This is a genomic window from Oceanobacillus sp. FSL W8-0428, from assembly GCF_038004405.1.
GTDB classification, from domain to species: Bacteria; Bacillota; Bacilli; order Bacillales; family Amphibacillaceae; genus Oceanobacillus; species Oceanobacillus sojae.
Map to the genome: position 1 here is coordinate 1,687,797 of NZ_JBBORB010000001.1, position 21,562 is coordinate 1,709,358.

19 protein-coding genes and 6 tRNA genes are annotated in these 21,562 nt (G+C 40.1%); 17 read left to right on the forward strand and 8 right to left on the reverse strand.

The window, feature by feature from the left end; all coding sequences use genetic code 11:
* Positions 1-3: 3 nt before the first annotated feature.
* A complete protein-coding gene (locus MKY30_RS07715; RefSeq protein WP_147212792.1) occupies positions 4-804 on the reverse strand; it encodes a class I fructose-bisphosphate aldolase in 801 nt (266 codons plus the stop codon).
* A gap of 206 nt (positions 805-1,010) precedes the next feature.
* Entirely contained in the window at positions 1,011-1,376 is a 366-nt protein-coding gene (locus MKY30_RS07720) for a helix-turn-helix domain-containing protein (protein WP_147212793.1), read from the reverse strand.
* A gap of 278 nt (positions 1,377-1,654) precedes the next feature.
* Here MKY30_RS07720 and MKY30_RS07725 point away from each other — a divergent pair, with 278 nt between their 5' ends.
* Positions 1,655-2,245, forward strand: coding sequence for a class D sortase (locus MKY30_RS07725; protein ID WP_341083339.1), 591 nt, complete (start codon positions 1,655-1,657; stop codon positions 2,243-2,245).
* Between the two features lie 55 nt (positions 2,246-2,300).
* Here MKY30_RS07725 and MKY30_RS07730 read toward each other — a convergent pair whose 3' ends face one another.
* The 3 genes from MKY30_RS07730 to fabI all read right to left on the reverse strand — a co-directional run bounded on the left by MKY30_RS07730 (position 2,301) and on the right by fabI (position 6,254).
* Positions 2,301-3,542 (reverse strand): metal ABC transporter solute-binding protein, Zn/Mn family, encoded by a 1,242-nt coding sequence (locus MKY30_RS07730; RefSeq protein ID WP_339284132.1) that lies wholly within the window; start codon positions 3,540-3,542, stop codon positions 2,301-2,303.
* 364 nt (positions 3,543-3,906) lie between these two features.
* Positions 3,907-5,334 carry an aldehyde dehydrogenase family protein gene (locus MKY30_RS07735; RefSeq protein WP_341083340.1) on the reverse strand — a complete coding sequence of 476 codons (1,428 nt, stop codon included), beginning with the start codon at positions 5,332-5,334 and terminating at the stop codon, positions 3,907-3,909.
* Between the two features lie 143 nt (positions 5,335-5,477).
* Positions 5,478-6,254, reverse strand: coding sequence for an enoyl-ACP reductase FabI (gene fabI / locus MKY30_RS07740; RefSeq protein ID WP_339284133.1), 777 nt, complete (start codon positions 6,252-6,254; stop codon positions 5,478-5,480).
* Between the two features lie 537 nt (positions 6,255-6,791).
* Between fabI and MKY30_RS07745 the strand changes: the two genes are divergently transcribed.
* The 10 genes from MKY30_RS07745 (at position 6,792) to MKY30_RS07790 (ending at position 12,212) form a co-directional block, all read left to right on the forward strand.
* Positions 6,792-6,866: transfer RNA gene (locus MKY30_RS07745), tRNA-Glu, on the forward strand.
* Between the two features lie 5 nt (positions 6,867-6,871).
* Positions 6,872-6,947: transfer RNA gene (locus tag MKY30_RS07750), tRNA-Val, on the forward strand.
* 4 nt (positions 6,948-6,951) lie between these two features.
* Positions 6,952-7,027, forward strand: a tRNA-Thr gene (locus MKY30_RS07755).
* Positions 7,028-7,068: 41 nt separating this feature from the next.
* A tRNA-Tyr gene (locus MKY30_RS07760) sits at positions 7,069-7,153 on the forward strand.
* A 10-nt stretch (positions 7,154-7,163) separates the two neighbouring features.
* A tRNA-Gln gene (locus MKY30_RS07765) sits at positions 7,164-7,235 on the forward strand.
* Positions 7,236-7,278: 43 nt separating this feature from the next.
* Positions 7,279-7,351 (forward strand) — tRNA-Lys (locus MKY30_RS07770).
* Between the two features lie 435 nt (positions 7,352-7,786).
* Positions 7,787-9,076, forward strand: coding sequence for a hydroxymethylglutaryl-CoA reductase, degradative (locus tag MKY30_RS07775; protein WP_339284135.1), 1,290 nt, complete (start codon positions 7,787-7,789; stop codon positions 9,074-9,076).
* Positions 9,073-10,029, forward strand: a complete 957-nt coding sequence (gene mvk / locus MKY30_RS07780) for a mevalonate kinase (protein WP_147212699.1) — start codon at positions 9,073-9,075, stop codon at positions 10,027-10,029. The genes MKY30_RS07775 and mvk overlap by 4 nt, the downstream gene beginning before the upstream one ends.
* Positions 10,030-10,112: 83 nt before the next feature.
* Entirely contained in the window at positions 10,113-11,087 is a 975-nt protein-coding gene (mvaD, locus tag MKY30_RS07785; protein ID WP_341083341.1) for a diphosphomevalonate decarboxylase, read from the forward strand.
* Between the two features lie 12 nt (positions 11,088-11,099).
* Positions 11,100-12,212 carry a phosphomevalonate kinase gene (locus MKY30_RS07790; RefSeq protein ID WP_341083342.1) on the forward strand — a complete coding sequence of 371 codons (1,113 nt, stop codon included), beginning with the start codon at positions 11,100-11,102 and terminating at the stop codon, positions 12,210-12,212.
* Positions 12,213-12,468: 256 nt separating this feature from the next.
* On the opposite strand, the gene MKY30_RS07795 is transcribed toward MKY30_RS07790, so the two are convergent.
* Positions 12,469-12,621, reverse strand: a complete 153-nt coding sequence (locus MKY30_RS07795) for an aspartyl-phosphate phosphatase Spo0E family protein (protein ID WP_077605006.1) — start codon at positions 12,619-12,621, stop codon at positions 12,469-12,471.
* A 136-nt stretch (positions 12,622-12,757) separates the two neighbouring features.
* On the opposite strand from MKY30_RS07795, the gene sigW reads away from it, so the two are divergent.
* From sigW to glmM, 5 genes are all read left to right on the forward strand, one after another.
* On the forward strand, positions 12,758-13,321 hold the full coding sequence (gene sigW, locus MKY30_RS07800; protein ID WP_147212697.1) for an RNA polymerase sigma factor SigW: 564 nt from the start codon (positions 12,758-12,760) through the stop codon (positions 13,319-13,321).
* Between the two features lie 15 nt (positions 13,322-13,336).
* Positions 13,337-13,978: an anti-sigma-W factor RsiW gene (gene rsiW, locus MKY30_RS07805; protein WP_147212696.1), complete on the forward strand. Its 642-nt coding sequence runs from the start codon at positions 13,337-13,339 to the stop codon at positions 13,976-13,978.
* A gap of 281 nt (positions 13,979-14,259) precedes the next feature.
* Entirely contained in the window at positions 14,260-15,081 is an 822-nt protein-coding gene (gene cdaA, locus MKY30_RS07810; protein ID WP_147212695.1) for a diadenylate cyclase CdaA, read from the forward strand.
* Positions 15,074-16,306, forward strand: a complete 1,233-nt coding sequence (locus MKY30_RS07815; RefSeq protein WP_147212694.1) for a CdaR family protein — start codon at positions 15,074-15,076, stop codon at positions 16,304-16,306. The genes cdaA and MKY30_RS07815 overlap by 8 nt, the downstream gene beginning before the upstream one ends.
* Positions 16,307-16,340: 34 nt before the next feature.
* A complete protein-coding gene (gene glmM / locus MKY30_RS07820) occupies positions 16,341-17,684 on the forward strand; it encodes a phosphoglucosamine mutase (RefSeq protein ID WP_147212693.1) in 1,344 nt (447 codons plus the stop codon).
* Between the two features lie 58 nt (positions 17,685-17,742).
* On the opposite strand, the gene MKY30_RS07825 is transcribed toward glmM, so the two are convergent.
* Together MKY30_RS07825 and MKY30_RS07830 are read right to left on the reverse strand one after the other, a co-directional pair.
* Positions 17,743-18,309: an NADPH-dependent FMN reductase gene (locus tag MKY30_RS07825; protein ID WP_341083343.1), complete on the reverse strand. Its 567-nt coding sequence runs from the start codon at positions 18,307-18,309 to the stop codon at positions 17,743-17,745.
* A 3-nt stretch (positions 18,310-18,312) separates the two neighbouring features.
* The gene (locus tag MKY30_RS07830; protein ID WP_339284146.1) at positions 18,313-19,380 is read right to left on the reverse strand and encodes an LLM class flavin-dependent oxidoreductase; all 1,068 of its coding nucleotides are present in this window, start codon (positions 19,378-19,380) and stop codon (positions 18,313-18,315) included.
* Positions 19,381-19,745: 365 nt separating this feature from the next.
* Here MKY30_RS07830 and MKY30_RS07835 point away from each other — a divergent pair, with 365 nt between their 5' ends.
* Positions 19,746-21,539, forward strand: coding sequence for a S9 family peptidase (locus tag MKY30_RS07835; protein WP_341083345.1), 1,794 nt, complete (start codon positions 19,746-19,748; stop codon positions 21,537-21,539).
* The last annotated feature ends 23 nt before the right edge of the window (positions 21,540-21,562 follow it).

Consider the following 21,562-nt stretch of genomic DNA (forward strand, 5'->3'; position numbering starts at 1 on the left):
CTATTATGATGAGTAGTCGTTATACACTTTATTTGCTTCTTCGGCTGTCGCTTCATGATGGATGATCTGGTTTAATGCGGCTACGACAGCTGCAGGGTTTGGGTTCTGAATAATATTACGTCCTACTGCGACACCGCTTGCTCCAACATCCATACAATGGCGGACAAAAGCAAAATAATCAATGATGTTCTCTGTTTTTGGGCCTCCCAGAGCAACTACCGGTGCATTTGCTGATTCTACAATTTCACTATCCTCCGGCTTTCCTGAAAAGCGGGTTTTGATAATATCCGCACCAAGCTCTGTTCCTACGCGGGCTCCAGCAGCAATATAGGGAGCCTGATTAGATTCCTCATTCGTTACTGGATAACCAAAAGGTAATGTTTCGCACATAAATACAGTGTTCCAAGTTTCAGAATCTCTTGCTAATTCACGGGCGATGTTATGAGAGCTTGCTTCATTATCAGCCCCCGGGAAGGTCATGTTAATAACTCCATCCGCACCAAGCTTTAACGCATCTTCAACGGATGCAACATAAATTGTATCAGGAACAGAAGGGTCAAGCAGGCTGGAAGACATATCAGCACGGATCAACATCCCCACATCAGCAAAGGCATACGCGTGCTTTTTCGCCATTCCGGGTGTAACCAATACTGCATCAAGGCCGTTTTCAACAAGTTCCGGCATTTGAGCAATGGTTTTGTCGATTCCTTGTGTTTGATTTGTAAAGTAGTAACCGTCTAACGCTAAAGTAAGCGTTTTCTTATCTTTTGAAAAAATACGTGCTAATCTTCTGCTTTTAGACATATTATCGCTCCATTCTTACCTTATTTAGTACAGATAATAAAAAAATCCCCCACAAAAAAGACAGATGACTGTCGTTCTTCGTGGGGAATCTTCTCGTTATCCCGTACTTCTATTTTGTTATATCTTCATATTAACGAATGAATAAGATTCTGTCAATTTAAATCTAAATATGTACGTTCGTGGAAATTATGGGAGAGGTCATATACCTATTTTTTCCTTCTGCTCTTTTTGAAAAGTATATAATCATATATATCCTGAAATTCCTCCGTAGTGAGGCCCGCTAAATCGCGAAACATAGCATCTGCATCCGGGAATTTTTTCTGAATGCTTGTAACAGAATCGTTTTGCTGATTTGAAACACTGGAGGCCGCACCCTCTGTTCGGCCTAGTAAGTAGTCTGCTGTAACCTTCAGAACATCTGCAATCGCTGTTAATTCACTTCCTTTGATGGGGCGGTCACCGGACTCGATTCTATTCATGACACTAACATTAATATTGACACGTTTAGCCAATTCTTTTTGCGTCCAATTATTTTGAAGGCGTAATTGTATAATTCGTTGACCGGTATTCATGGTGCACCTCTTAATTTCTGTTTTAGAAATTAATTATAACATATGGGAAGCATGAAATTTAATTATAAAGAATTTTTGGATAGATGAGCAAAAATATAGTATAATCAACTTACCTTTAGATGAAAGAATTTATATATTGATTGATCCAGAACGATAAATAACTTTTCAGAAAAATAATAAAGTCTACAGGACTTGTGGTACATAAGTTTTTGAAAATCCTTCTGGAAAAAGTTTCGTTCTATTTTAATTTGAATTAATTTACCAAGGGAGAGACTTCAATGAGAAGAATAGGAATCCTCTTTATTACCATAGGTGTTGTCTGTTTAGGCGTTTTCGGATATCAAATTATAGGGCACGAACAATCACAGAAACAATCTTTAATTCAGGCGGAGGAAAGAATAGAGCAGGGAGCCAACACGCAGGGTGAAGCCGATCAGGACATAGAAGAAACAATAGAACAATTTGAAGCGGAGACGGACGAAGCGTTCGCTACTTTAGAAATACCAAAACTGGGGAAAATACTGCCTATCGTTGAAGGGACTGACCCGGATTCATTAGACAAAGGAGTCGGGCATCTTTCTAACTCTGTTTTACCTGGACAGGGTGAGCAAATTCTTTTATCAGGACATCGTGATACCGTATTTCGTGATTTTGGTGATCTGGAAATAGGGGATACGTTTGTCGTACAGATGCCGTATGGAGAGTATACGTATGAAATAAGAGAAACAGAAATTGTTCCAGAGGACGATACTTCTGTTATCCGGGAAATGGGAGAAGAGGTGTTAGTGGTTACGACATGCTATCCATTTCACTTTGTAGGCAGTGCGCCGGAACGTTTCGTCGCCTATGCTTATCCAGTTTCTGAATAATAATGAAACAGCTTTCTTCCAGAGAAATACCATTTCATTGGAAGAAAGCTGCTTTTTAATCGTTTAGCACTGTTTCTAAAGTTTCAATATTTTTTTGCATTAAGCTGAAGTAATCCTCACCATTTTCTATATCTTCTTCAGTAATGGTCTCCATATTACTGAGAACAGCACTTTCGGCACCAATTTCATCCTGGATAATCTCGCTTATTCTGCTGCTGATATTTCTTTCGAATACAACATACTTCAAATCATATTCACGGGCTTTATCAACAATTTCTACTAATGCAGCTTGGGAAGGCTCCTGTGATGATGATAAGCCATGGATACTGATTTGTTCTAATCCATATCGATCTTCCCAATAGCCATAGGCAGCGTGTGATACAATCATTTGCGGATGGTCTGCGTCACCGATGGTTTGTGCTAATTCTTCATCCACTTGTTCTAGCTGTCCTTTTAATTCCTCAAAATTCTCAGTGAAATAGTCTTCATGCTCCGGCATTTTTTCAACAAGAAGGTCTTTAATATTTTCAGCTAATTGAATGCTTATTACTGGATCAAGAAAAACATGTGGATCGCCAATGCCGCTCTCGCCATCATGATTATCAATGAGTAAGTCAACGACACCGGATTCCGTAATTACTTCTCCATTAGCATCTGTGAGCTCCAGCTTCACTTCTAAGGTATCATTAATTTGTGTTTCAAATGAAGGACCGTCTGCATCTTCATTCAGCTGCCAGTCCTCTGAACCCTCTGTACGGAAATACCAGTTCCATTCTTCAATGTCTTCATCGATCGTTGTTTCCGCTTCTAATGAAGCTGTATCGCCACTGTGATAATGGTCATTTATACCGTTAATAATAATATCTCCATTATCTTCTGCTTTTTCCTCGTGATGATGTTCTTCACCTTCATGGTCATGATCATGTTCTGCTTCTCCGCGAAGGTGGATATCCTCGCCAATTGCGGCGACTTCTACCTTTTCACCTTCCAGAATATCCTTTGCTTTTGATGCGAAAGGTTCCATGCCAACGCCGGAATAAATGAATAAATCCTTCTTGGCTAGATCAACCATCTCACGTGAGCTCGGTTCGTATGTGTGCGCGTCTGCATTTGGCGGGTAGATGCTTTCTACATCAACAAATTCTCCGCCAACTTTTGAAATAAAATCTTCTAAAGCAAAAATAGTTGTAGAGATCTCCAGCGTTTCTTTATTTTCTTCCTGACTATTATCAGCTGATTGGCAGCCAGCAAGGAAAAGTATGAGAAAGCTGGCAAAAATAATTGTCCGTTTTATCATGAAATGTACCTCCGTTGTTTAATATTAGAATAACCAATTTAGTTCTTTAAAAAATAAAAAAGCAATGCTGCATAGAATTGCTTCGTTTTGAGGCGCTTTGTGATTGTAGTTTACCCAGTAAAAGTAAAGTAGATTAAATTAAGTTGTGTTGTGAAGATTATTCGTAATCGTTACGATTTAAAATTTACAGGTTTTTAGAACGGATGTCAAGCAATTTTTATACTTTTAACATTAAAAGTTTACTACGCTGAAATGATTTATTTGAAGTTGTGGTTATGCAATATCAAAGAGGCATGCTGAAATTCAATACTTTTGAACACAAAAAAATCAGCAGCATAAGAGCTGCTGAAAATAAGATCAGTATTTAAGAGGGTAAGCCTGTAATTGTTTTTACTTCTAAGAATTCCTCAATACCGTAGTCTCCCCACTCACGTCCAACTCCGGATTGCTTGTAGCCGCCGAATGGAGCAGTGAAGTCAGATTGTCCATCATTGACAGTGATTCTGCCAGAGCGGATACTTTTTGCGACATGGGTTAAGGTGTCCGGGTTATTTCCGATAACATAACCTGCTAAACCATAAACAGTACCATTGGCTATATCGATTGCCTCATCTAAATCCTTATAGGTGATAACAGAGAGTACAGGTCCGAAAATCTCTTCCTGAGCAATCTTGTCTTCAGGCTTTACATTGGTAAATACAGTCAGCTTGGAATAATAACCTGTCTCCAAGCCTTCAGGTTTACCGGTTCCGCCGGCAACGAGTGTCGCATCGCTGTCTATTCCAGTCTGGATATAATCCTGTACAGTGTTCCATTGCTTCTCCGATACCTGTGGGCCAGTAAAGGTGGATTCATCTTTTGGATCACCTATAGGAAATTCAGATAGATGACGTTTGATTGCTTCGATAAAATCATCATGAATAGATTCAGGGACAATTGCACGTGTTCCTGCTGTACAAACCTGACCTGTATTGCCGGCAATATTGGAAATCGCCTTTTTAGCAGCATAATCGATGTCTGTATCATCTAATACAATGATTGGAGATTTACCGCCAAGTTCCAGCGCTACTTTTTTAATATCTGGTGCTGCATTTTCCATAATTTTAGTTCCAACTTTACCGGATCCGGTGAAAGATACGAAATCAATATCCGGGTGAGAGCTGATACCATTACCAATTGTATCGCCTGTTCCGGTTACAAGGTTGAATACTCCTTCAGGAACGCCGGCAGCTTCCATCGCTTCGGTAAGCAGCATTGCCGCAAATGGCGTTTCTTCAGACGGTTTTAATACCACTGTGCTGCCAGCTGCAAACGCGGAAGCTAACTTCGTAGAAACTTGGTTTGTAGGGAAATTCCATGGTGTGATTAAACCGGCAACGCCAATAGCATCTTTTTGGACCAAAGAGTTTTCCCGTTTTTCGGTAAACTCAAAATCGCGTACTAGCTTTGCTGCTGTGCGGAAATGGTTTAATCCCATTTGATATTGTACATTTGTGGTAAAAGTTACTGGAGAGCCAAGCTCTGCTATGATTATTTCAATAAACTTGTTTTTCCGTTTCTCATATTCATCTGCAATGCGGTCTAACAATGCAGCGCGTTCTTCTTTGGTTGTTTGTGAAAAAGCCGGGAATGCAGCTCGCGCAGCTTTTACTGCTTTATCGAGATCCTCTTTCGTCCCAGAGCTGATTTCACCAATTTTTTCTTCCGTTGCAGGGTTGATCACATCAATTTTCTCGTTTCCAGTGGAATCAACCCACTGACCGTTAATATAATGCTGTATATAGTTATACATTTTATTACACCCCTTTATATATTTTCCATTAATACTGATTCCCGCTATAAATAGTTATTAAACATAGAAGAAAACTTTGTTTTCAGCCAAAAAAAAACTGCCTTCTCTTTTTAAGAGAGGCAGTTTTGTATATTTTGTAGGAATCAGCCGCCGATAATGTTAAAACCGGCATCCACATGCAATACTTCCCCAGTGATTCCGCGAGAGAGTTCACTAAGGAAGAATAAAGTTGCATCTCCAACTTCATCCTGATCAATGTTACGGCGCAGTGGAGCTTTTTCTTCCACAACATGTGATTTTTCATTAAAATTAGCAACTCCCTTTGCAGAGAGTGTGCGGATTGGGCCTGCTGATACAGCGTTCACGCGAATTCCGCGTTTACCTACATCTTCAGCTAAATAGCGGACGCTTGCTTCCAAAGATGCTTTAGCAACACCCATAACGTTGTAGCCTGGAACAACCTGCTCCGCTCCAATATAAGTTTGTGTGACAATTGAGCCGCCTTCAGTCATTAATTCCTGTGCAGCCTTTGTAACAGATACCAGCGAATAAGCGCTGATTTCTTGTGCCAATAAAAAGCCGTCGCGAGAAGTATTTACATATTCACCTTGCAGTTCTTCACGTTTGGCAAAAGCAACGGAGTGAACTAACCCGTGAATTACACCGACTTTTTCTTTTATTTCATTAAAAGCCTCCTGTACACTCTCATCTGATGCTACATCGCAGGAAACAACTGCTTTTGGTTCAATTTCATGCTTATCTAAAAGTTTGGCTAGTTTTTTATAGGATCTTTCTTGTCTATTCGTAAAAATAAGGTTGGCTCCAGCATTATGTAGAGATTTTGTGATACCCCAGGCGATACTTCTTTCATTAGCAACACCCATTACAACAATATTTTTACCTTCTAATAGTTTTGTCATTTTCATCCTCCATTCAACATTTAACTTAGCACCTATTATAACTGATTAGTACCAGGTGATAAAGTGATAATCTGTTTTTCCTTTTAGATAGAAGAGCATATGTAAATAAAAATTCAGCCTGGGCAAGACTATTACGGAAATATATTTTACTTTCCCGGGAGGACTATCGGTGTATTTTTTAACTGGTTACATGTTTCATTTTATTTTTGTTGAAAAATTAAAGGGTATTATTTAGTAATTTAGCTTATAAAAAAATTTCATTCAGCAGGGAATCATGGTTATTAGTCATAAATAGAGAAATCACTCAAAAGTTGTTTATATTATAGAAGGAAATATTCAAAAGCATGGAATATGTGATGGAATTAAAGCCTCTAAAAACAGCATTGGAATAAGGGACAGGAGGTAATCGAGGAGCTTTTAAAAAATAAAATAAAGTTTTTTTCATTTTTCTCTTTACAAACGGTTGGTTACTCGATATAATAAAATTCGTCAGTTTGCGAGAGATACTTACATAAAGCTTCTCAGACAACGCATCATGGCCCGTTGGTCAAGCGGTTAAGACACCGCCCTTTCACGGCGGTAACACGGGTTCGAATCCCGTACGGGTCACCAATAATGGAGGATTAGCTCAGCTGGGAGAGCACCTGCCTTACAAGCAGGGGGTCGCAGGTTCGAGCCCTGCATCCTCCACCATTATGCCGGCCTAGCTCAACTGGTAGAGCAACTGACTTGTAATCAGTAGGTTGGGGGTTCAAGTCCTCTGGCCGGCACCATTTTTTGTGTATATATTTGAAAGTATGGTTAACAATAATATGGAGGGGTAGCGAAGTGGCTAAACGCGGCGGACTGTAAATCCGCTCCCTCAGGGTTCGGCAGTTCGAATCTGCCCCCCTCCACCATGTTTTTTGTTGGGCCATAGCCAAGCGGTAAGGCATCGGGTTTTGATCCCGTGTACCCTAGGTTCGAATCCTAGTGGCCCAGCCTTTTTTTTATGTCTTTTTTAGGCGGATAGCTTAAATAACAGGAGTCATTAGCTCAGTCGGTAGAGCATCTGACTTTTAATCAGAGGGTCGAAGGTTCGAATCCTTCATGGCTCATTACAAGAATGACAAGTATAAAACACTTTAGGAAAACGGGATAATATTATCTCGTTTTTTTCTTTATAAATAAGTAAACTGTTTTATCCTTATATATATGTATTCAGGTCACTGAGGATTAAAATATATGAAGCGGGAAACAAATCATTAAAGCTCTTGCTTTTTGATATTACGCATAAGAAATAAATCATGAGAAAGTATATATTATAGAAGCATTGTAAGCATATAGACTGGTGTTGTGCATTTTTTTACTTTTAATAAAGTAAAAATTCTTATTTTATTACGATAAAATGATTAACATAATTCCAGTAACGAAATAAGTATCTTCTAAATGAAAAAACGGTAGAATTCGTGTTATAATCAAATATAGTTTAATTTAGTACTTAGTAATAAAAAACATATTTAGATATGATAAATAAAAAGGATGAGCTAGGCATGACCTCTTCAAGAATACCCGGTTTTTATAATATGACGGTAGAAGACAGGCGCGCATTATTACGTGAAGCCTTTTCTTTAACGGATGCAGAAACGCAAAATTTGTCTAACGCAGACGCGCTTACTATTGAAACAGCAGATAATATGATTGAGAATGTCATTGGTACCTATCAATTACCATTTGGATTAGGATTAAATTTTTTGATAAACGGGAAAGGATATGTAGTACCAATGGCTATTGAAGAAGCTTCTGTCGTTGCTTCTGCAAGCCATATTGCAAAAATAGTCAGAGAAGCTGGCGGATTTCAGACAGAGTCAAAGGAAAGACTGATGATTGGACAGATTCAAGTTGTTGGATGTCCTGATTTTCAAGAAGCAAAGCAAAAAATTTTTCAACAAAAAGATATATTAATGCGTGCCGCTGATGATGCTTATCCAAGTATTGTCAATCGCGGCGGCGGTGTGAAGGATTTGGATGTCCGGATTCTGAATGAAGAGGATTCTTCGTCATATAGTAAAATGCTGGTTATGCATATCTACGTAGATACCTGTGACGCAATGGGTGCTAATATGATTAATACCATGGTAGAATCTATTGCTCCAATCGTGGAAGAAATAACCAGGGGAAAGGTTTATTTGCGTATTTTATCAAATTATGCAGACCGCAGCCTTGTAACAGCGAAATGCTTTATACCTCCACATCTGCTGAAAACAGGTTCGTTTTCTGGGGAAGAGGTAAGAGACGGTGTTATTCATGCCTATGAATTTGCTGCTTCTGACCCCTATCGTGCTGTAACGCATAACAAAGGGATTATGAACGGGATTGATCCTGTTGTGATAGCGACAGGAAATGATTGGCGGGCAGTAGAAGCTGGAGCACATGCTTATGCTGCGAGAAATGGTCATTATGGATCTATGACTACATGGTCAAAGGATGAAGAAGGTAATCTTGTTGGTGAAATTGAATTACCAATGTCTATAGGAACAGTCGGAGGAGCAACACGTGTGCATCCGCTCGCTGATTTTTCTTTATCCATTATGCATATTGAATCAGCAGAAGAGCTTGCGCAAGTAATTGTGGCAGTTGGTCTCGCTCAAAATCTTGGAGCGCTCAAAGCGTTGGCAACAGACGGTATTCAGAAAGGTCACATGGCACTTCATTCACGTTCTGTTGCGATTGCCGGAGGAGCAACTGGGGAGATGATTGATGTGATAGCAAAACAATTAGTAGAACAACAAGAAATCCGTGTGGGAAAAGCTAAAGAATTGGTGGAACAGTATAAACAATGAGTGCAGAAAAAGTAACAGCGTCGGAAAAAACAGCTATTGGTATAGCTCATAGTAAGGTCATTTTAATTGGAGAGCATGCGGTTGTACACGGACAGCCGGCAATTGCTATCCCATTTCCTTTAATTGGTGTAGAGACGGTGATTGAGTATGTTCCTGGGGCGGTGAAAATGGACAGTACTTTTTATCACGGTCCCCTGAAGCATGCCCCGAAAGAGCTGGAAGGAATTGTTGAATGTGTATCCAGTTCCTGTGAATACCTTGGGATCCCTTATAAAGACTTATTAATACGAATTAATTCTTCTGTCCCTCCTGGGAAAGGCCTTGGATCCAGTGCATCTGTAGCTATTTCTGTCATTCGCTCTATATTCAACTACTGTGATAAGGAATGCTCAGTAGAGGAATTGCTTCAATTAGCAAATGTTGCAGAAACTTATGCGCATGGAGCTCCCAGCGGGTTAGACACATTGACCATTACCTCAGATAAACCAGTCTGGTATAAAAAGGGAAATCCTGTAGAGCACATCGAATTAGGAGAAGATCTTCATTTTATTGTTGCAGACTCCGGCAGGATTGGTGATACCCGTACATCGGTTGAATCTGTAGCAAATCTGCTAAAAACAGCTCCACAACGTATTCATTCAAAAATAGAACGAATCGGAGAACTGACGCATAATGCGAAAGAAGCCTTAGAAAAGGCGAGTAAACACATTCTTGGGCAGCTGTTAAATGAAGCACAAAAAGAATTGGAAGTATTAGGTGTAAGTGATGCCGGTTTAAATAAATTAATTCACTTTGCCCGTGAAGAAGGTGCTTTGGGGGCAAAACTGACAGGTGGAGGAAATGGCGGCTGTATTATTGCGCTTGCTCAAAATGAAGTGCATTCGAAACAGTTAGCTGAAAAATTACGCCGATTTGGTGCTGCGGCAGTGTGGCCATTTGTATTAAAGAAATAAAGTGAAACTTTATTCAGTAGAAGGTTCTTTTTCACTGCAGTAAATGAATGTTTTGACAGGTATGTAGAAAAGGGGGTTCAAATATGAAGGCGACAGCAAGGGCGCATACGAATATCGCTTTAATTAAGTACTGGGGAAAGCGGAATGAATCATTAATTCTCCCTACCAACAGTAATCTTTCTGTTACATTAGACGGCTTTTCTACAGAGACAACAGTGCATTTTCAAGAGGACTTAAAGAAAGATATCTTTCTCTTAAATGAACAGAATGTAGAAGGGAATGCTCTTGAAAAGGTAGCAGTATTTTTAGATAAGGTGCGGGCTCTTTCTGGAAAAGAACTATATGCACAGATTCAATCAGTAAATCATGTCCCTACTGCTGCCGGATTTGCTTCCTCTGCATCCGGTCTTGCAGCATTGGCTGCTGCAAGTGCGAAAGCAATAGGGATCTCCTTGGATGACACAGAATTATCAAAATTAGCCCGGCAAGGCTCTGGTTCTGCTTGCCGCTCTATTTATGGCGGTTTTGTTGAATGGCAGATGGGGGAGCGTGAAGATGGAGCTGATTCCTTTGCAGTACAAGTTGCAGGCAAGTCTCATTGGGATATTCGAATTGCGGCTGTTGTTTTATCAAAAACAACGAAAAAGGTCTCGAGCCGAGAAGGGATGCGCCGTACGGTAGAAACCTCTCCTTTTTATGCAGGCTGGCTGGAGCAGACACCCAAGGATTTACAAGAAATAAAACAAGCAATTGCTGAAAAAGACTTTGAAAAAATGGGAAGCATTGCAGAAGCAAACTGTCTGCGGATGCATGCGACAACATTAGGAGCTAATCCGCCTTTTACATATTGGCAGGACACAACAATGCGAGTGATGCAGACTGTGCAGAATTTAAGAGAAAAAGGGATTCCTGTGTTTTTTACAATTGATGCAGGTCCGAACGTAAAAGTATTATATTTATCAGAAGATGAGGATAAAGTAAAAAAACGTCTGCAATCCATTGAAGGCGTAGAAGATATTATTGTTAGCAAGCCCGGAAGCGGAATCAGCTATCTATAGGAGGAATATACGGTGGCAAAATCAATTACAGTCAAAGTACCAGGAAAATTAATGATTGCAGGAGAGTTTGCCGTATTAGAGCCTTATCAGGATTTGGCGGTGATGGCTGTTAATCGTTTTGTGTATGCTAACGTTTCTGATGCGGACAGTCACCAGCTGACTTTATCCGATTTTTCACTTCATAAAGTCCCGTGGTCATGGCGGGAAACAGATATACATATTGAATCTGGCGACCCCCGGCTGTCTTTTGTGAAGGAAGCACTCCGGGTTACTTATCGTTATTTGGAAGAACAGGGATTACCTATTCGTCCGATGCATGTATCAACACGCAGTGAATTAGATGATACCTCTGGTGTAAAATATGGTTTGGGTTCAAGCGCGGCGATTGTTACTTCAATTGTAGCAGGAGTATTACATTTCCAGGCCCCAAAACTGGCAGAAAAAGATACCATTTTTCGTTTGGCTGCGTTATCTCATGTAATTACGCAGGGGAATGGTTCGGGTGCAGATGTAGCTGCATCCACGTATGGCGGACTGCTGCAATTTTCATCCTTCCAGGCAGATTGGCTTCTTGAGGCATACAAAGAGACAAATTCTATCACTGAGATGCTAAAGAAGGATTGGAAATACTATAAATCCAAGCCGATCGCCTTACCGGATAATGTTTACTTCTGTGTGGGATGGACGGGCAGCGCAGCCTCTACGAAGGATTTAGTGAATCAGGTCCGTTTATTGAAGGTGAATAATGCAGAAGCTTATAATAAATTTTTAGAAGACAGTAAAAATGCAGTCTCCAAATTCTTAACAGGAGCAGAGAATGGCGACCTGCTCCAATTATTTCAGGGGATAAAAGCAAACCGAAAAGCTTTGGATCAAGTAGGAAAAGCAGCTGATACAAGTATTGAAACGCCTGACTTGGCAGTATTGTGTAAGCTTGCAGAGCATCTTGGAGGCGCCGGGAAACCTTCGGGAGCCGGGGGCGGGGATTGTGGAATTGCTTTTATGCCTTCAGAAGAAACAGCAAAAGAATTAGCGCTCGCCTGGGAAAAAGAAGGAATTAAAGTTTTGACGATATCACCTTCTATTGGTGGAGAAATGGTGATTGAAGAGAATGATTCTATATAAAGTGAGAGCCGTTTTGCAATGTATATATTGTAAATCGGTTCTTTTGTTTATGATTTTAAATCACTATTATCTTTAGATTGATTTTGAAGGATTTTATAAAAATAAAAAAAGACTAATGATATGAAGGGAAAAATAGGATATTATTATTCGTAGAGATATACTCGGTTAAAAAAGGATACATTTGGATATATGCAGCTAAAAAGAAGCACAAAAAAAGACATACCTAATACATGTCTTTGAAAAGAAGAGCAGACTCTCAAGAAGATCTTTTTAAATAGGCATAGATTAATGCATCAAGTTTTTCGCTTGTGGCTAAGACGGCTTCGGAGCTTAAGCCTTGCTCTTTAGATAAGGTCATCATTTCTTCTCTGTATTGTTCAATTTTTATGAATAATGTTTTCTTATCCACAAAAGTCACTCCTTTTTTAGTATACTTATCGTTAGGTATACCCTGCCTGAAAAAAAATAAACATTCTTTTGAAAAAGTGAAACCTTACAAGCGGTTGTTTCGTATAGAGAGTACCGCATAATGCGGAGGTAATTAGATGGAACAATTTATAAAGAAAAAAATTATACAAGTAAAAAAAGGAGATCAGTCTGCTTTTTCAGATGTAGTAGCCTTTTATCAGGATAAAATATACCAGCATTGCTACCGCATGCTTGGCAATAAGCATGAAGCGGAGGATATGGCACAGGAAGCATTTATACGTGCTTTTGTGAATATTGATTCATTCGATGAGAATAGAAAGTTTTCTACATGGTTATACCGGATTGCTACAAATTTAACCATCGACCGTATGCGCAAGCGCAAGCCGGATTATCATCTCGATGCGGAAGTAAAAGGAACAGATGGACTTGATATGTATTCCCAGCTTGCCAGCACGGAACGTCTTCCTGGAGAAGAAGTAGAGAGCAGGGAACTGCAGCGGTATATTCATCAAGAGATTTCACAGTTGCCTTCTAAATATCGAAGTATTATCATGCTCAGATATTTAGAAGAATTTTCTCTAAAAGAAATCAGTGAGATTCTTGATGTCCCTCTTGGTACGGTAAAGACGCGGATTCATCGGGGGAGAGAGGCCCTTAGAAAGAGGCTTCGACATGTGTAAAGGAGCGTGCTTGATGTGAGTTGTAATGAAAAATATATAAAAAGAATGCATGACTATTTAGACGGGGATATTTCTGCAGAAGATGAAAGCCTACTAAGAAGGCATCTTGAAGATTGTGAGGACTGTCAGAAGCATTTTCATGAACTTAATCGGACGATTACTTTAATTCGAAGTGCGGAGCGGATGGAAGCGCCGGCAGGGTTCACCGAGAATGTTATGAGTAAACTGCCGACAGAGAAGAAATCCATGAAGTACAAGCGCTGGTTTAAACGTCATCCAATTCTTGTGGCGGCCGCAATCTTTTTTCTGCTGATGATAGGCAGTCTGTCGTCTACTTTTAATCAAGGAACAGATCAACTTGTGGTTTCAACGCAGGAAGAGCTTGTTATTGACGGAGATACAGTTATTGTACCGGCAGGGGTAACTGTTCCAGGTGATGTCTACGTGAAGAACGGTGATTTGTTAGTGCTTGGAACCGTTGATGGTAATGTCACCTTATTTAACGGAGAGCTCCTGGATAGTGATTCCCAGCTCGATGGAGGCAACCTAATGGCGTCTGCCGGAGGTGTGAATGGGGATCTAGAGACTGTTGATCAAACGTTTGAATGGATTTGGTACCATGTAAAGAATTTTTTTAAAGGATTATTCTCGTTCTAATTAAAAATAGATAAGTATTGAAGAAGAGAGCATTTATATCGCTCTCTTTTTTAAAAGGACACGAACCCTCATGTACTTTGACTGGAAAGAACATCCTTACATTGTTATACAAGTATAAAAAATATGAAGCAGAAAAATGATAATAAACGAAACTACAGACAGGTCTGTTTTTACAAATTTATGATATAATAATTACCGACTGCAATTTCATATAGTCAATGGTAATATAAATAATTTTAAAAAATAAACAGGTAATTCTATTGGGTAAAGGATGTGTGAACATGCTTGATGGGGGATTTGACATTTTAAATCTGCTGCGGATAGGCGTTGATATCGCTCTCGTCTGGTATGTATTATATAAATTAATCATGCTGATCAGAGGAACAAAAGCTATTCAGCTTTTAAAAGGGATAGCGGTTGTATTAGTTGTGTGGGGAATAAGTGTACTGTTAAACTTACAAACCATACAATTTATCACGGGCCAAGTTATTAATTGGGGTGTTGTTGTCATTGTTATTTTATTCCAGCCGGAGCTGCGGAGAGCACTGGAGCAGCTGGGAAGAGGTAATATTTTCGTCAGGTCTGGAAGCACAGCTGAAGAAATTATACAAAATGAAATTGAGGCAATTGTTACATCCTGTAATTACATGGCAAAAAGAAGAATTGGTGCTCTTATTTCCATTGAAAGAGAAACTGGAATTGGAGAATATGCGGAGACAGGAATTCCGATTAACGGAAAGCTTACCCACCAGCTTCTGACAAATATATTTACACCGAATACACCATTGCATGATGGGGCGGTAATCATAAAAAATGAAGAGATTACAGCTGCAGCTTGCTACCTGCCTTTATCCGAGAGTCCATTTATCTCAAAAGAATTAGGCACCAGGCACCGCGCAGCGATGGGGATTAGTGAAGTGACAGATGCCCTGACAATTGTTGTTTCTGAGGAAACTGGATCCATCTCTTGTACAAAAAATGGTGAATTACATCGTGATATTAATGAAGAAAAATTAAGAGAAATGCTTTTAACACATTTATCAATTGTGCCGAAAACCTCTGACAAAAAATTATGGAAACGGGGGAATGGTAAACGTGGATAATTGGTTTAAGAGTAAATGGTTTGTTCGTGTCCTTTCTTTGGCTTTTGCCGTAACACTTTATGCATTTGTCAATGTATCAGAAAATCCAAATTCAGATGCTACGTTCTCCGGTTCAAGCGATGCTACAGAAACCCTGGATAATGTACCGGTCGATATAAGAATTGATCGCGATAAATATGTTGTCAGCGATGTTCCAGAAGAGGTTCAGGTTACTTTACAAGGGAACCGGGGCAGTTTGACGCCGTATTTACTTCAGCGTAATTTTGATGTATACGTTGACTTAGAAGGTCTGGGAGAAGGACCGCATGATGTAGAGCTGGAGCATAATATACCGGGTGATGTGGAAGTATTTATTGAGCCGAAGACGGTTCAGGTCAACATAGAAGAAAGGGCATCTCAAGAGTTTACTGTAACTGCCGATCTTATTAATCAGGACAAAATGGCAGATGGTTATGAGGTAGTTGACTACAGCATCAATCCGGAGACGATAACAATAACGAGTTCCCGGAATGTCATTAACTCTATTGGTTCCGTAAAGGTTTATGTAAATATGGAAGATGTAGATGAGTCGATTAATAATCGCGAGCTTCCAGTGAATGTATATGATGTCCAGGGTAATGAATTGAATGTCAGAATGGAGCCGGAAAGTATTCAGGTTTCCGTGGAAGTAGATAATCCGAGCAAGTCTGTACCACTCTCTGTAGAGACAACAGGCGAATTAGAAGAGGACCTTGAGCTTGGTTCTATTTCTGCGAACACAGATGAAGTAGAAATTTACTCACAAAGTGATGTTCTTGATGATATTTCTGAAGTTAATACAGAACCGGTAGACCTGTCAGAAGTTGAAGAATCTGGCACAGTAGAAGTTCCACTTGATTTGCCGGAAAACGTACAATCACCTGAAACAAATGAGGTGGAAGTAACGATTGAGGTAGAAGGAACAAAAACGATTGAAGATGTACCTATAGAAGAAGAAGGTTTAGGAAATGGACTGGAAGTCTCGTACCCCGACTCTTCACTTGATGTGGAGCTAAAGGGAGATTCTTCACTGGTGAATGATTTAACCGCAGATGATATTCGAGCAGTGCTGGATTTCTCTGATTTGGAACCGGGGGAGCATGAAGTCCCTGTTACGATTGAGACACCTGATGATGTGACTGCTACAGGAAGTGTAGAAGAAATAACGGTTGAAATAATTGATCCAGCTGAAACGGCAGAAGACTAGTTGTATATTGGATGGTCAAAGGAGAGGTATAATAATGGGTAAATATTTTGGAACAGATGGTGTCAGAGGAGTAGCGAATGAAGGCTTAACTCCTGAACTGGCATTTAAGCTCGGCCGCTTTGGCGGTTACGCGTTAACAAAAGGCAGTGAAAAACCGCGAGTCTTAATTGGCAGAGACACACGTATTTCCGGACATATGCTGGAAGGTGCATTGATTGCCGGTTTATTATCCACAGGCGCTGAAGCTATGAGACTTGGTGTTATCTCAACTCCTGGAGTCGCTTATTTAACAAAAGTGATGAGTGCACAGGCCGGGGTTATGATTTCTGCATCCCATAATCCAGTGGAAGATAACGGGATTAAGTTCTTTGGACCGGACGGATTTAAGCTGACAGATGAACAAGAAGCAGAAATTGAAGCTTTATTAGAAAAAGAAGAGGATGATTTACCTCGTCCGACAGGCCCTGCTATTGGGTCCGTAAGTGATTATTTTGAAGGTGGACAAAAATACCTATCCTTCTTAAAAGACACGATTGATAATGATTTTGATGGAATACGCATTGCAGTCGATTGTGCGCATGGAGCAACTTCCAGTCTGGCTACTCACCTGTTTGCAGATTTAGAAGCAGATATTCATTCTATGGGCTCCACTCCAAATGGTCTGAATATCAATGACGGTGTTGGATCGACACATCCTGAAGGCTTGCAGCAATTTGTGCTGGATAAAGAGGCTGATATTGGACTGGCTTTTGATGGAGACGGAGATCGTCTTATTGCTGTTGATGAAAAAGGAAGAATCGTGGACGGCGATAAAATCATGTTTATCTGCGCGAAATATATGAAAGAAATTGGAATGCTTCGCAAGGATACAGTAGTATCCACTGTTATGAGTAATTTAGGCTTTTATAAAGCATTGGAAGAAGCGGGTCTGAAAAGTGATAAGACTGCAGTAGGTGACCGCTACGTTATGGAAGAAATGCGTAACAATGGTTATAACTTAGGCGGAGAACAATCTGGCCATATTATCTTCCTGGATTATATTACAACAGGAGACGGGCTGTTATCCGCATTGCAGCTTGTAAATGTTATGCGCGAATCAGGCAAGCTTTTGTCAGAGCTGGCAGATGAGATGACTATTTTTCCTCAGACATTAATTAATGTTCGGGTAACAGACAAAAATGAAGCTTTGACAAGCCCGATCATCTTAGATGAGGTACAGGCTGTGGAGGAAGAACTGGGAGAGAACGGACGTGTTTTAGTTCGGCCATCAGGAACAGAACCGCTTGTTCGTGTCATGGTAGAAGCGAAGACAGAAGAGGACTGCAAAACATATGCAGAGCGAATTGTAAAAGTGATTGAAAATCATTTAGGTGCTTAAGATAGTAAAAAAATCGTATGAATGCTGCTCATTCATACGATTTTTTTATTGTTTTCGATTAGAAGCCGTAAGAATCCTCTTTCCTTTTTCTAACACATTCGACTGCCTCAAAAGTATCTAAGGTATCCTCCACTAAACGCTCTAAACGAAAAGATACATCATCATCGATTAATTCCTTTTGCTGAAAACTTTTTTCCTCTATATAGACATAAGTTTGGACGATCTGCGCTTTCATATAGGCCAATGTAGGCTTTAATTGATAGTCAGCTACTAAGTAATGCTTGGAAGAACCAGCTGTGATAAAGAAGCTAACCACCTTATCACGAAATGCACCTGCAGGAAGCAAATCAAAAATATTCTTTAAGCTTGCCGGAATAGATGCCTGGAATACAGGTGTGCCGATAATAATTACGTCTGCCTCCATAATCTTCCTGGTTACCGAGGCTGTATCTCCTGAATAGTCCAGATAGTTACGGCCGTCACTGAATTGCAAATCATAATCTTTTAAATCAATCAGTTGAAATTCTGCTTCTGGATACTTTTCATTGATTTCTTTTGCAACTACATCCATTGCTGTCCGTGTTTTGGATCCGACAATGGATCCAGATAAACCAATAACATTCATTTGTTATTCCCCCTGATTCTTTCCTGTGTACTTGCGAATAGCTGGAAGGATTTCTTCGGCAATGACTTCGATATTTTTTGCCAATTGTTCGAAGGGGACACCGCCAAAGTCCATTTGGGCAAGGTAACGCTGATGTCCAAAAAGCTCATACTGATAAAGGATTTTTTCAATAATCTCCTGTGGACTGCCGACATTGATAACACTCCGTTTATCCTTGGCCTGTGCAAATGCCTGCTTTGGAAAACCTTGACCATTGGTCAGCTTCATTCCTTCATTAATATAAGGGTATATCTGCTTCAGGGCATCCTGGCTTGTTTCTGCCACATGGAAAAAACCAGTAACACCAACCGGAAGCTCTGCTGTATCATGACCGCTCCTTTTTGCTGTTTCCCGATATGCATCAATAACATTTTTAAAAGCACTTGCAGGACCGCCGAGTGTTGCCAGCATCATGGGAACACCGGTATAACCTGCCTTCATCGCGCTGGCAGGAGTTCCCCCGACTGCACGCCAGATTGGCAGTGTGTTATCTTTCGGACGGGGCAGCACTTTCGCATCTTTTAACGGTGCCCGATATTGACCTTCCCAGCTGAGCTTTTCATTTTCATTGATTTGCAGCAGCAGATTAAATTTTTCTTCAAATAATGCTTCATAATCTTGCACGTCATAGCCTAATAAATCAAAAAGTCCAATCCGGGAAGCTCTTCCCGCGATAATCTCAGCACGTCCATCAGAAATTAAATCAATCGCGGCAAAATCTTCATAAACCCGAACGGGGTCAGAGGTGCTGATAATGGTAGACGAGCTGCCAATCTTAATATTATTTGTTGCCTGCGCGATAGCAGCTAACACAACACTGTGCGCCTGTGTGGTGAAATAATCCTGATGACTTTCCCCGACACTGAAAAAATCCAGCCCGGCTTGCTCGGCTAATTTTGCTAATTCAATAATTTCCTGAATACGCTGCTGTGCAGAAATTCGTTTTCCAGTGAAAGGATTGGCTATATGATCTCCCAGGGTGTAAAGTCCGAACTCCATTCCTTTCTTTTGATCAATACGGTATTTTTCCATCATATTTGCTCCTCTAGTGTTTTTAGGTTTTATTTTCTATGCGTTGTTCTGTCCAGCTTAAGTGACAGTGGACTATTTATTATGAAAATACAATTGAAAGTAAGCGGATTGCTGAGTGAAGTATATGGATTGAAAGCAGATGAATAACCAAATCTCCTTCCACAGCTTCTCTTGTTCCGCAATCTGTTATACCTATCACTTTACTATTCAATTGATGAAAATGCAATTAAAGTAGCTTGAATTAAAGATAGTTTATTTTCCACATATCCGCCTTAAGATGGAGAGGAGAAAAGACCGGAGTCGCTGGTTCATTTCACAAATGATGGTATAATATAGAAAATACAGAAAAAAGGAGTGTAAATAGAATGATCAAATTTCCTAATCCGAAAGTAGAACAGTTCTTTTATACGTATAGTATTTATCACTTTCAATTAAGCAAAGATGAAAAAAAGCTGGTATTCTCAACTAACTTGAGTGGAAAACGTAATCTATGGGCATTAGACTTAAGTAAAGAGCATACATATCCGTTTCAATTTGCCCAAAAGGATGAAGCCTCCTTATTTGTTCAATTTGATCCGAATGGGCAGTACGTGTTAACAAGCTTTGATTCGGATGGAGACGAAAATTATCAAATTTATGCATTGCCTCCAGAGGGAGGCTTGCCGCAGTCGCTGATTACCGGAGCAGAGAATGAAAAGTATTTATTTGCGCATTTGAGTAGAGACGGAAAACGTATTTATTATAATACATCCGAGAACAATCCGAGCTTCTTAAACACACGTGTACGTCATCTGGATACAGATAAAGATGAACTCCTGATAGAAGGAGAAACAGCGCCGACCACGCTTGCGGCTGTATCTGAAGATGAGAAGACCTTGGTATATGAAAGCATGTTTGCGAATACCTATAATAATATTTTCATTCAAAAGGAAGACGAAAAAATTTATCTTACTCCTGATCCAAAAAAAGTGCATGTATCCTATGAACCGGTTTTCACGGATAATAACACAATTTATTTCCCGACGGATTATGAAAGTGAATATACGTATTTAGCAAAGTATGATATCAAGCAAGGGGAATTTTCCAAGGTTCTTGAAATCGAAGAAGAGTCGATAGAGATAGTAAAATACGATAAAGCATCAAATTCACTATATTTGGTAACGGAAAAAGGTGTTGTAGATAAGCTTTATCAGTATAAAGTGAAGTCCGGAGAGCTGAAAGAAATCAGAAAGCCATTTGATATGATCGATCAAGTGACAGTAACAGAATCAGGGGCAGTTTATCTTCTTGGACGTTCAGCGGTAAAACCGGATAATATCTACCGCCTGACGAACAGTGAAAAATGGGAACAGCTCACAGATAATCGTGTTTTAGGAGTTTCCGAAGAGGAGCTTGTTGACCCTGAAATTGTAACCTATAGTTCTTTTGACGGGATGGAAATGGAATCATTGCTATTCAGAGCGAAGCCAGAAAATGCCAATGGCTATACAGTATTTTGGCCACACGGCGGACCGCAGGCAGCTGAGCGGAAATTTTTCCGTGCCATGTTCCAAAGTATTCTAAATCGCGGTTATCATATTTTTGCGCCGAACTTCCGGGGAAGTACAGGTTATGGCTCTTCCTTTGTTAAACTCGTTGAGCAGGATTGGGGACATGGACCACGGCTTGACAATGTAGAAGGTATCAAATGGCTGTTCGACCAGAAAATTACGGATCCAGACCATCTATTCCTGGTAGGGGGAAGCTATGGCGGTTACATGGCACTGCTCTTACATGGACGTCATCCGGAATATTTTAAAGCAGTAATTGATATCTTTGGACCATCTGATTTATTTACTTTTGTCAATTCTGTACCGCCACATTGGAAGCCAATTATGGAAAGATGGCTCGGCGATCCGGAGCGGGATAAGGAACGATTTGTGAAGGATTCGCCAGTTACTTATTTAGAAACAATGACAAAACCAATGCTAGTTATCCAAGGTGCAAAAGACCCTCGTGTCGTGAAGGAAGAGTCGGATCAAATTGTTCAGAAGCTCCAGGATAAAGGCCGGGATGTCGAGTATCTTGTGCTGGAGGATGAAGGACATGGATTCTCAAAAAAAGAGAATGAAATTAAAGTTTATAAGCGGATGTTAGATTTTATGGAGAAGCATAAGTAAGAATAAAACATCAGCAGAGCTCC